At 34.5% G+C, this 12,431-nt stretch carries 8 protein-coding genes and 2 rRNA genes; 5 read left to right on the top strand and 5 right to left on the bottom strand.

Annotated elements, in window-relative coordinates; genetic code table 11:
• The first annotated feature begins 65 nt into the window (after positions 1-65).
• The 3 genes from rmuC to KQS_RS04510 are packed head-to-tail and all read left to right on the top strand — an operon-like array spanning position 66 to position 2,308.
• Positions 66-1,364, top strand: a complete 1,299-nt coding sequence (gene rmuC / locus KQS_RS04520; RefSeq protein ID WP_014388024.1) for a DNA recombination protein RmuC — start codon at positions 66-68, stop codon at positions 1,362-1,364.
• A gap of 23 nt (positions 1,365-1,387) precedes the next feature.
• On the top strand, positions 1,388-1,765 hold the full coding sequence (locus tag KQS_RS04515) for a hypothetical protein (RefSeq protein WP_014388023.1): 378 nt from the start codon (positions 1,388-1,390) through the stop codon (positions 1,763-1,765).
• Positions 1,766-2,308 carry an acyl-CoA thioesterase gene (locus tag KQS_RS04510; RefSeq protein WP_014388022.1) on the top strand — a complete coding sequence of 181 codons (543 nt, stop codon included), beginning with the start codon at positions 1,766-1,768 and terminating at the stop codon, positions 2,306-2,308. It abuts the gene before it with no gap.
• Positions 2,309-2,648: 340 nt separating this feature from the next.
• On the opposite strand, the gene KQS_RS04505 is transcribed toward KQS_RS04510, so the two are convergent.
• Positions 2,649-3,599, bottom strand: a complete 951-nt coding sequence (locus KQS_RS04505; protein WP_014388021.1) for an ion channel — start codon at positions 3,597-3,599, stop codon at positions 2,649-2,651.
• 216 nt (positions 3,600-3,815) lie between these two features.
• Here KQS_RS04505 and KQS_RS04500 point away from each other — a divergent pair, with 216 nt between their 5' ends.
• Positions 3,816-4,544, top strand: a complete 729-nt coding sequence (locus tag KQS_RS04500; protein WP_014388020.1) for a DUF4412 domain-containing protein — start codon at positions 3,816-3,818, stop codon at positions 4,542-4,544.
• A gap of 63 nt (positions 4,545-4,607) precedes the next feature.
• Here the strand turns inward: KQS_RS04500 and carB are convergent, their stop codons facing one another.
• Entirely contained in the window at positions 4,608-7,463 is a 2,856-nt protein-coding gene (gene carB / locus KQS_RS04495) for a carbamoyl-phosphate synthase large subunit (RefSeq protein ID WP_014388019.1), read from the bottom strand.
• Positions 7,464-7,569: 106 nt separating this feature from the next.
• A complete protein-coding gene (gene rpmH / locus KQS_RS04490; protein WP_008464848.1) occupies positions 7,570-7,731 on the bottom strand; it encodes a 50S ribosomal protein L34 in 162 nt (53 codons plus the stop codon).
• A gap of 166 nt (positions 7,732-7,897) precedes the next feature.
• Between rpmH and KQS_RS04485 the strand changes: the two genes are divergently transcribed.
• On the top strand, positions 7,898-8,413 hold the full coding sequence (locus KQS_RS04485) for a hypothetical protein (protein WP_014388018.1): 516 nt from the start codon (positions 7,898-7,900) through the stop codon (positions 8,411-8,413).
• A 797-nt stretch (positions 8,414-9,210) separates the two neighbouring features.
• On the opposite strand, the gene rrf is transcribed toward KQS_RS04485, so the two are convergent.
• Together rrf and KQS_RS04475 are read right to left on the bottom strand one after the other, a co-directional pair.
• Positions 9,211-9,320: ribosomal RNA gene (gene rrf, locus KQS_RS04480) — 5S ribosomal RNA — on the bottom strand.
• A 140-nt stretch (positions 9,321-9,460) separates the two neighbouring features.
• Positions 9,461-12,338: ribosomal RNA gene (locus tag KQS_RS04475) — 23S ribosomal RNA — on the bottom strand.
• Positions 12,339-12,431: the final 93 nt, after the last annotated feature.

Genomic DNA, 12,431 nt, shown 5'->3' with positions numbered 1-12,431 from the left:
CAAAATTACATTTATTCCATAAAATAGAGAAGAATTGATTAAATTTACTTTCAAATAAATCAATGATGTCAGCAACAATAATTTTAGTATTCGCCGTATTTTTAGCTTTAGCAATAGGAATTTTTATTGGAAAGCAACTTTTTCAATCATCTTGTAAAACACGTATTTCTGTTTTAGAAAAACAACTTGAACTCAATGAAAAAGAACATCTTAATGCCAAATCACAACTGGTAACACTACAATTAGAAAAAGAAGAACTCACAATTTTATTAGCAAAAAAAGAAAATGATTTTGACAATTTATTAGAACGGTCAAAAGAGCAAAAAAAAGAAATATCTGATTTACAAGAAAAATTTACCCTTGAGTTTGAAAATTTAGCACAAAAAATTTTAGAAGAGAAAACTTCAAAGTTCACAGCACAAAACCAAGAAAACCTTAAAAATATACTAACTCCACTTCAAGAAAAAATTCAATTATTTGAAAAGAAAGTTGATGATTCACAAAAGGAAACTTACGGGTATCATACAGCTTTAAAAGAACAATTACAACATTTAAAAGATCAGAATTTTAAAATCACAAAAGAAACCGAAAATTTAACCAAAGCCTTAAAAGGTGATAATAAAATGCAAGGCAATTGGGGTGAATTAATTTTAGAACGCGTATTAGAAAAATCTGGATTAGAAAAAGGACGAGAATACGAGGTTCAATCCAGTTTTACCAATGAAGAAGGAAATCGTGTGCAACCCGATGTAATTATTAATCTACCCGATGGTAAAAAAATGATTGTTGATGCAAAAGTTTCCCTAACTGCTTATGAAAAATATTGCAATGCAGAAGATAATGTAGAAAAAAATGAATTTTTAAAAGAACATTTAAATTCATTAAAAAGACATATCGAGCAACTCAGTTCAAAAAATTATTACGATATTTACCACATGGAAAGTCCGGACTTTGTTTTGCTTTTCATTCCAATAGAGCCTGCATTCGCATTGGCCTTACAAGAAGACAATTTACTTTACAACAAAGCTTTTGAAAAGAATATTGTTATTGTAACACCAGCAACCTTATTGGCTACATTACGAACCATTGACAGCATGTGGACCAATCAAAAGCAACAAGAAAATGCAGTTGAAATTGCCCGTCAAGCAGGAGCATTGTACGATAAATTTGAAGGATTAATTTCCGATTTACATAGAATTGGCAAGAAAATGGATGAAGCAAAAAATGAATATGGAAACGCCATGAATAAGTTGGTAGAAGGAAAAGGAAACTTAGTATCCAGTGTTGAAAAATTAAAAAAAATGGGCGCTAAAGCGAAAAAAACGTTGCCAGAAAATATAGTTAATAAAGCAGATAACAATTAAATAATATAAAAACTTATATACCTATGAATATAGCTCGAAAAATTTTAATTTATTTCTTATTGTTAACCACATTAAGTTTAATTGGTTATACTTTATTTATTTACAATTTTACATTAAGTAATGGCGTTAGAAGTGGCGTTTTATCTAAATTTAGTCATAAGGGAATTATTTTTAAAACATGGGAAGGTGAATTAAATGAAGGATTTGGTGCCACGCGTTTTTTCCCATTTTCAGTTCAAGATAGTGAAGAAAAAGTAATTGAAGATTTAAAGAAATACCAAGGTGAATATGTTAAATTAGAATATAAAGAACGTATAAAAACGTTACCTTGGTGGGGTGATACTCATTATTTTATTATTAGTGTTACACCTGAGAAATCGCCTTATATTAATTCAAAATAAATGGAACATACAAATACTGTAAAGGCTTCAAAAATTACATTAACAGAGTTAATGCTACCATCACATTCTAATTTCAGTGGGAAAATTCATGGAGGTTATTTATTGAGTTTAATGGATCAAATTGCCTTTGCTTGTGCCTCTAAATACTCAGGATGTTATTGTGTTACAGCCTCTGTAGATACTGTTAATTTTTTAAATCCGGTTGAAATTGGTGAATTAGTGACTCTAAAAGCTTCAGTAAACTACGTAGGAAGTACATCAATGATTGTAGGCATCCGAGTAACTTCACAAAATATTCAAACGGGTAAAATTAAACATACCAATTCCAGTTATTTTACTATGGTTGCAAAAGACGCAGACGGTAATAATGTAAAAGTTCCACGTTTAATTTTGTCTAATATGGAAGAAGTGAGAAGGTTCTATGAAGGTATTAAAAGAAATGAGCAACGAAAAAATATGCAGGAACATGAAACAACTTTTGACTACACTACTCCTGAAGCACTAGAGAACTTAAAAAAATATAATGTTATTATTGATTTATAACTATTAAACTCTAACGTAGATTGCTGTAGCTTTCATTTTTATGTTTAGATGTGCCATTAAAGACATCTATTTCTTTCTTTTTAACTTTTCGGAATAATCTAAAGTTACTCTTTCATCGGGATAAGTTGCTTATCTACTTTTTTGTTGACTTGAAATTCAATAAAAAATCAAGAAGCATATTCACATAATATATTTTCAGCTATTTAAAAAGATTGTGTTTCCCTATAATCTTAAAACTCTTTTTATAGCTTTTCAAAAAAATAAACTTATTGAAAGTCCTAGTTTAAAAGAATCAAGTGAGATCAATTCTATTCTCGAATTCTTAAATTCAACTCCTTTTTTAAAATTTTTCGTAATTGCTTAACTTTTCTATGTCTAAAATTGTCTTTGTGTTTTGATTATTCCTAGTAAACATAGGAATAAATTTTGCATTAAAAATCAGTTCTTTGAAAGTATATGAAGTACGTCTAACTACAGTTGTACTAAACATATCATCAAAAGCTTTAAAAAATACTAAAATTTCTCCCGTTATAGATTTATAATCTTCTTCAGTCAAATTAAAAAGTGGACTTTCTGATGTAATTGGATGAACTAGAGTCCAACTTAATGGCAGCGTATTAATTTTATCTATTTCTAATTCTAAAGTATAAAATTTATTTACTAAGATACCATTTTCTTCAATATTTAAAGCCAACATAATTTTAGCTTCTGCATCCATTAAATTAGTATTTTTATATGGAGCCAAACGAATCATTAAAGCCATTCCTTCTTTGTAAGGTGCAATTAATCCATTCGAAGCAAATTTCAAAAATGCCTTTGGCCGACTAAATCTTCCATAAAATAATCCAGTCGCAATAGCAAAACTAAGTAAACCTAATAAAGCTTCGACAGCTGCTACAAAACTTGTAATAAAACCAGAAGGACTTACATGCCCATATCCTACAGTTGTGAATGTTTGCACGCTAAAGAAAAAAGCCTGTCCAAACTTATCTATTGAAGATGTTGAAGTTACACCAACTAAATGTTCAACTCCGATAATAGAATAAATACTTGCAAATACCAAATTAACAATAAAATAAAACAACAAAATGATAAAAAAGAACTTCCATCTAGGAATATTAATCATGGTGTGGTACCAACTAATACTTTCAAAAAAACCAACACCAACTTTTTCAACATTGGCATTGCCGTTTTTATTAACAAATCTGCCACCAAAACTACTTGAATTAACACCAAAACCAGTATTAATTTCAGCCTTTGCTTTTTTATTTATTTTTTTAAATATTGCCATATAAAAAATCCCTTATGAGCAATGTAAAATTATAAATAATTAGCCATTCAACTACTATTTTTTAAGTTATTCATTAAAAAAAACATATAAAGATATCAATATAAGTAGCGTTTACAATTACTCTTAAAACTCAAGTAAATAATTACTAAAAAAGTTTTATTAGATTGTAACTTTTTATTAAAATGATTTACTAATATTGTAATAAAAATATATTTCATGAAAAACTTAAAAAGAATAGCTCTTGCATTATCATTATTTGTTGCATTAGGAGCTACAGCACAAAAAAAAGGAAAAACTTCAAAAACTACTCCTAAGAAAGAGACTTTGGCTCCAAAAGCAATCACTAAGGGTACAGTTACTTATGAAATGGAACTACCCGATAATGAAGAAGCTGCTGCAATGGGAACTAGTGTTATAAAAATTGCTTTTGATGGAACTACTCAAGCTACTCAAATTGAAATGATGGGTGGAATGATGAATATTAAAACTATTGCTCCTGTTAATAGTCCGAAAGATACTAGAATGTTAATGGATATGATGGGTAAAAAATTTGAACTTATTAATTTACCAGAAGAACAATTAACAAAAAGTCCGGGTGCTAATTTTAATAATTTAGAAAATGCTGTTTCAATTTCTTATGACAAAAACGATGTAAAAGATATTGCAGGTTACAAATGTCACAAAGCAGAAATTAAAATGGAAGACGGAAATACAAATGTATTTTACGTGACTGAATTAATCTCTCAAGCGCAAAAAACAAATGAAAATGCAAAAGTAAAATTAGTTGGATTCCCTATGGAAATGACAATGACAACTCCGCAAGGTAAAGCTATTGTTAAAGCAACAGAATTCAAAACTGAAATTCCAGCTGGATCATTTGAAGTTCCTGCAGATTACAAAAAAGTAACTCAAGAGCAATTACAAGAAGAATTAGGAGGTTTCTAATTTTTTAAATTGATAACAATAAAAAATCCCGATTATTCATCGGGATTTTTTGCTTTATTTTAATTACTTTGTTAAGTACATTTTCCTTCTAGAATACAAATCATAGAATTGATCATCTTTTAGATCATCAATAAACAAGATACTTTCTCCTGTTGATTTCATTTCTGGACCTAAAGCTTTATTCACATTTGGAAATTTATTAAAAGAGAAAACAGGCTGTTTAATGGCATATCCTTTTAATTGCGGATTAAAAGTAAAATCAGTTACCTTCTTCTCACCTAACATCACTTTAGTAGCATAATTTACATACGGCTCATTATACGCTTTTGCAATAAATGGAACTGTACGAGATGCTCTTGGGTTAGCTTCAATGATATACACAATATCATCTTTAATTGCGAACTGAATATTAATTAGACCAACAGTCTTAAGCGCAATTGCAATTTTTTTGGTATGCTCTTTTATTTGTTGCATTACAAATTCGCCTAAATTGAAAGGTGGCAACGTTGCATTACTATCACCTGAGTGCACACCACACGGCTCAATATGCTCCATAATACCAATTATATAAACATTGCCTTCCGCATCACATATTGCATCAGCTTCAGCTTCAATTGCACCATCTAAATAATGATCCAATAACAATTTATTATTTGGTATATGTTTTAATATTTCAATAACATGCTCCTCTAATTCTTGTTTATTAATCACAATTTTCATTCCCTGGCCTCCTAAAACATAAGAAGGTCGTACTAACAATGGAAAATCTAGTGAATCGGCAAGAGCAACTGCTTCCTCAGCATTCTCAGCTACTCCAAATTTAGGGAAAGGAATATTTAATTCTGTAAGTAATTCTGAAAAACGACCTCTATCTTCAGCTAAATCTAGAGCGTCATAAGAAGTTCCAATAATTTTTATACCATATTTAGCTAATTTTTCAGCCAATTTTAGTGCTGTTTGTCCCCCTAACTGAACAATAACCCCTTCAGGTTTTTCATGTTGAATAATATCATAAATGTGCTCCCAAAAAACAGGTTCGAAATATAATTTGTCTGCTGTATCAAAATCGGTTGAAACAGTTTCAGGATTACAGTTAATCATAATTGTTTCATAGCCACATTCTTTTGCTGCTAAAACACCATGAACACAAGAATAGTCAAATTCAATTCCTTGTCCAATTCTGTTGGGACCAGAGCCTAATACAACTATTTTCTTTTTATCTGAAACAATACTTTCATTAGCAGTATATTTAGTTCCATCTGCCTTTTCAATTTCAGCTTCAAAAGTTGAATAATAGTACGGCGTTTGCGCTTTAAACTCAGCAGCACAAGTATCTACTAATTTATATACTCTTTTAATTCCTTGCTCGTCGCGTAATTTATGAACCTGACTTTCCAAACAACCCATCATATGTGCAATTTGACGATCGCCATATCCTTTTTGTTTTGCTTCTAATAATAACTCTTTAGGTAAAGTTGCAACTGTGTATTTGGAAATTTCTTTTTCAAGGTGGAATAATTCTTCGTATTGTTTTAAGAACCACATATCTATTCTTGTGATTTCATGAATTCTACTTAATGGAATACCCATAGCAATAGCATCATAAATTACAAAAACTCTATCCCAGCTAGCGTGAGTTAATTTCTCAATAATCTGTTCATAATTCTTATACCCTTTACCATCTGCTCCTAAACCATTTCTTTTAATTTCTAATGATTGTGTAGCCTTATGTAAAGCTTCTTGGAATGAACGTCCAATTCCCATTACTTCTCCTACAGATTTCATTTGTAACCCAAGTGTTCTATCCGCACCTTCAAATTTATCAAAATTCCAACGCGGTATTTTAACAATAACATAGTCTAGAGTTGGTTCAAATAATGCAGAAGTAGATTTAGTAATTTGATTAGATAATTCATCTAAAGTATAGCCTAAAGCTAATTTAGATGCGATTTTTGCAATAGGATATCCTGTTGCTTTCGATGCTAAAGCAGAAGAACGCGACACACGCGGATTAATTTCAATAGCAACAATATCTTCTTTCTCATCGGGAGAAACAGCAAATTGCACATTACAACCACCCGCAAAATTTCCAATACTACGCATCATTTTAATTGCCATATCACGCATTCGTTGGAAAGTTGTATCAGATAATGTCATTGCAGGTGCTACAGTAATACTATCCCCTGTATGAATTCCCATTGGATCCATATTTTCAATTGTACAGATAATAACAACATTGTCATTTTTATCTCGTAACAACTCTAATTCATATTCTTTCCAACCCAATAAGGCTTTATCAATCAAAACTTCATGTATAGGCGAAGCTTCTAAACCACGAGTTAAAAGTTCATCAAAATCTTCTTTTTTGTAAACAAAAGCTGCTCCTGTTCCTCCTAAAGTAAAAGAAGGACGAATAACCAAAGGAAATCCAAACTCTTGGGCAATTTCTTTCCCTTTTAAAAAGGAATTTGCTGTTTTAGCTGGAGCTTGAGGTATATCAATAGTATTTAAAAGTTCTTTAAATTTATCTCTATCTTCTGTAATATGAATGGCATTAATATCTACCCCTATAATCTTTACATTAAAATCTTTCCAAATTCCCTTTTCATCTGCTTCAATACATAAGTTTAATGCAGTTTGTCCGCCCATTGTTGGTAAAACAGCATCAATAGTAGGATGAGCTTTAAGAATTTCAATAATTGATTTAGTCGTAAGTGGTTTTAAATAAACATGATCCGCCATACTTGGGTCGGTCATAATAGTTGCTGGATTAGAATTAATTAAAATAACTTCTAATCCTTCTTCTCTTAATGATCGTGCAGCTTGAGAACCAGAGTAATCAAACTCACAAGCTTGTCCAATAATAATTGGACCTGAACCGATAATTAAAACGGAATTAATCGAATTGTCTTTAGGCATGTTGTTGTGTTGTTGTATGTTATGGAAATTATTGTCTTTCAAATATAAAAAAAAGGTGTTACTTAAAAAATAGTAACACCTTGGTATTTTGCTTGGTAAAAGAACATTATTTTTTATGTCTAGGTTCGCTAGATACAGTTAATTTGTGTCTTCCTTTAGCTCTTCTACGAGCAAGCACTTTTCTTCCGTTAGCAGAAGCCATTCTATCCATGAAACCGTGCTTATTTCTTCTTTTTCTTTTTGATGGTTGAAATGTTCTCTTACTCATTGCTTGTATTTTTAAATTCTATAAATAAAATCAGTTTAATTGTTTTTTTGATTTTCTAATTCCGAAAACCGAGTGCAAATATACAAAGACTTTTTTCATTTACAAGTACTTTTTTAAAAATATTTTTAATAGAATTTAGTACATTTGCAAACTAAATAACAAACCTATGTTTAATAAAAATATAAAATTAGTTGTTGCTGCTGCAATTATAGCTTTTGCTGTATATCAATTTACTGAAAATAATATCGGAAATGGTATATTTTTAATTCTTTTATCCTCACTATTCGTTTTATTATACTTTAAAAATGAAATTTTGGTACTAGCTTTTTTACAATTAAGGAAGCAAAATATGGAAGGGGCAAAAAAATATTTAGATAAAATTAAAAATCCAGAAACTGCTTTAATTAAAAAACAACAAGGCTACTTTAATTATCTTAATGGTATTTTAGTATCACAATCTAACCTTAATTTAGCAGAAAAATACTTCAAAAAAGCAATTGAACTTGGATTAAGTATGGATCAAGATTTAGCATTAGCAAAATTACAATTAGCAGGAATTGCTGCTTCTAAAAGAAGAAAAATTGAAGCTGAAAAATTACTTAATGAAGCTAAAAAATTAGACAAACATAATATGCTAAAAGATCAAATTGTTATGTTAAAGCAACAATTAAAAAGAATTTAAATTGTAAAATTCATTTTTTATCATTTTTTTGAAATTTTATCATTTATAACAACATTTTTAAATTAGTAAACTTAGTTTAATCTACTTTTTTAAAAAAAGAAGTATTTACAGAAAGAACATAAGAAACTAGATCTACTACTAGTTTTACGGACGTTGATTTCGACGATATTTAATAAAAAATACAATAATAAAAACCATAAGCTTGAACCCTGTTCAGGCTTTTTTTATGCAACTATTCTATTGTTTATTTAAGTTAATTTGGCCCCTTTTTGTTGTGTATGTGTATGAGATACAATTAGCATTCGCGTGGCAGAAATAAGATATTTTAAATGACGTTTTGATTAGATTATTTGAGATTGATACAAAAAAAAAGAGGTCACTCTTGTTAGAATAATCTCTTAAAGAAGGCGGCGACCTACTCTCCCATCTCGTCCTTTAAGACGAGACAGTACCATTGACATTTGACAATACAAGGAGCATGCCTTGAAGATTTATGCTACAAGAGCTTTTACGCTATTGTATTTGTTCGTATTTAAAAAGATTGAGATTAATCCAAAAAAAAATCCAGACGAAAAACATATAGTTTTTGTCTGGATTAAAGAAGGCGGCGACCTACTCTCTCATCTCGTCCTTTGAGACGAGACAGTACCATTGACATTTGACAACACAAAAGAGCATGCATTGAAGATTTATGCTACAAGAGCTTTAGCTTTAATGTATTTGTTAGTATTTAAAAAGATTGAGATTGATACAAAAAAAAATCCAGACGAAAAACATATAGTTTTTGTCTGGATTAAAGAAGGCGGCGACCTACTCTCCCACAGTAATGCAGTACCATTGGCGCAGTCGGGCTTAACTTCTCTGTTCGGAAAGGGAAGAGGTGAGCCCCGACGCAATAACCACCTTAATGTTTTGTTATGTTTACTCCATTAGTTTGGTTAACCATAACAGTCTCGTTACTACGAACGAAACAAATATTTTAACATATTGAGATAGAATTCAAACTTTTAAAAGAAGTTGCTTGCTCCGATTACTCGGAGCAAGTTGTACAATAAGCTTACGGGTTATTAGTACTACTCGGCTATGACATTACTGCCTTTACACCTATAGCCTATCAACGTGGTCATCTTCCACGACCCTTAAAAGAAATCTCATCTTGTGGTGGGTTTCGCGCTTATATGCTTTCAGCGCTTATCCCTTCCGAACGTAGCTACTCAGCAGTGCCCCTGGCGAGACAACTGATACACTAGAGGTTCGTCCAACTCGGTCCTCTCGTACTAGAGTCAGATCCACTCAAATTTCTAACGCCCACAGTAGATAGAGACCGAACTGTCTCACGACGTTCTGAACCCAGCTCGCGTGCCACTTTAATGGGCGAACAGCCCAACCCTTGGGACCTTCTCCAGCCCCAGGATGTGACGAGCCGACATCGAGGTGCCAAACCCCCCCGTCGATATGAGCTCTTGGGGGAGATCAGCCTGTTATCCCCGGCGTACCTTTTATCCTTTGAGCGATGGCCCTTCCATGCGGAACCACCGGATCACTATGCTCTACTTTCGTACCTGATCGACCTGTATGTCTCTCAGTCAAGCTCCCTTATGCCATTGCACTCTACGCACGGTTACCAAGCGTGCTGAGGGAACCTTTAGAAGCCTCCGTTACTCTTTTGGAGGCGACCACCCCAGTCAAACTACCCACCAAGCAATGTCCCCCGCACTGCGGGGTTAGGCCTCAGACAAGCAAAGGGTGGTATTTCAACAATGACTCCAGAACTCCTAGCGAAGCCCCTTCATAGTCTCCCACCTATCCTACACATCACGTGTCCAAGGTCAATACTAAGCTATAGTAAAGGTGCACAGGGTCTTTTCGTCCCACTGCGGGTAATCGGCATCTTCACCGATACTACAATTTCACCGAGCTCATGGCTGAGACAGTGTCCAGATCGTTACACCATTCGTGCAGGTCGGAACTTACCCGACAAGGAATTTCGCTACCTTAGGACCGTTATAGTTACGGCCGCCGTTTACTGGGGCTTCAATTCAATGCTTCTCCGAAGATAACATCTCCTCTTAACCTTCCAGCACCGGGCAGGTGTCAGGCCCTATACTTCATCTTACGATTTTGCAGAGCCCTGTGTTTTTGATAAACAGTCGCCTGGACCTCTTCACTGCGGCCAGCTTGCGCTGGCGACCTTTCTCCCGAAGTTACAGGTCTATTTTGCCTAATTCCTTAGCCATGAATCTCTCGAGCACCTTAGGATTCTCTCCTCAACTACCTGTGTCGGTTTACGGTACGGGTACTGTTAATCTAAGTTTAGAGGTTTTTCTTGGAAGCCCTTAGGTACACTATCACTTCAGCCGAAGCCTCCGTGTACTATCGCATTTCACCAAACTCTACGGATTTGCCTATAGAGCCTATAGCTAGGTGCTTTAACGAACTATTCCGTCAGTTCGCGGTACTTTCATCACTCCGTCACCCCATCACAATTAACAGTAGTACGGGAATATTAACCCGTTGGCCATCGACTGCTCCTTTCGGATATGCCTTAGGACCCGACTAACCCTCAGCTGATTAGCATAGCTGAGGAAACCTTAGTTTTTCGGTGTGCGGGTTTCTCGCCCGCATTATCGTTACTTATGCCTACATTTGCTTTTCTAACCAGTCCAGCATAGCTCACGCTACACCTTCAACCCTGTTAGAATGCTCCCCTACCACTGATATTACTATCAATCCATAGCTTCGGTAGTATGCTTATGCCCGATTATTATCCATGCTCGACCGCTCGACTAGTGAGCTGTTACGCACTCTTTAAATGAATGGCTGCTTCCAAGCCAACATCCTAGCTGTCTGGGCAGTCAAACCTCGTTTTTTCAACTTAGCATACATTTGGGGACCTTAGCTGATGGTCTGGGTTCTTTCCCTCTCGGACATGGACCTTAGCACCCATGCCCTCACTGTATAGAAACATTTATTAGCATTCGGAGTTTGTCAGGAATTGGTAGGCGGTGAAGCCCCCGCATCCAATCAGTAGCTCTACCTCTAATAAACTTAACTACACGCTGCCCCTAAAGGCATTTCGGGGAGTACGAGCTATTTCCGAGTTTGATTGGCCTTTCACCCCTACCCACAGGTCATCCGAAGACTTTTCAACGTCAACCGGTTCGGACCTCCACTATGTGTTACCACAGCTTCATCCTGCCCATGGGTAGATCACACGGTTTCGCGTCTACCATTACTGACTATAGCGCCCTATTCAGACTCGCTTTCGCTACGGATCCATGTCTTAAACACTTATCCTCGCCAGCAACGGTAACTCGTAGGCTCATTATGCAAAAGGCACGCCGTCATTCGCCTGGGCGAACTCCGACCGCTTGTAAGCGTATGGTTTCAGGATCTATTTCACTCCGTTATTCACGGTTCTTTTCACCTTTCCTTCACAGTACTGGTTCACTATCGGTCTCTCAGGAGTATTTAGCCTTACCGGATGGTCCCGGCAGATTCAGACAGGGTTTCACGTGCCCCGCCCTACTCAGGATACCACTATCAATAACTTCCATTACCTATACAGGACTATCACCTTGTATCGTTAACCTTTCCAGGTTATTCTAGTTCTGTTAGCATCAAATCTCGTGGTCCTACAACCCCAGAATTGCCGTAACAACTCTGGTTTGGGCTAATGCGCTTTCGCTCGCCACTACTCACGCAATCACTTTTGTTTTCTTTTCCTCCGCCTACTTAGATGTTTCAGTTCAGCGGGTTCGCTCACCTATCGGTGTACTATGTCTTCAACATAGTGGGTTGCCCCATTCGGAAATTTGCGGATCAATTCGTATGTGCCGATCCCCGCAACTTATCGCAGCTTATCACGTCCTTCATCGCCTCTGAGAGCCTAGGCATCCCCCATACGCCCTTATTTTGCTTATTGTTTTCTTTTGGTCTTACTTATTACTAAGTAAAACTGTGTCTTTCTACTTGTTTGTATATTATCTCAATATGTCAATGAACTTTAATTAATTAA

It is taken from the genome of Flavobacterium indicum GPTSA100-9 = DSM 17447, assembly GCF_000455605.1.
In the GTDB taxonomy this organism is placed as follows: Bacteria; Bacteroidota; Bacteroidia; order Flavobacteriales; family Flavobacteriaceae; genus Flavobacterium; species Flavobacterium indicum.
The sequence above is the reverse complement of the archived record's forward strand: the minus strand, read 5'-3'. Positions and strand labels throughout refer to the sequence as shown.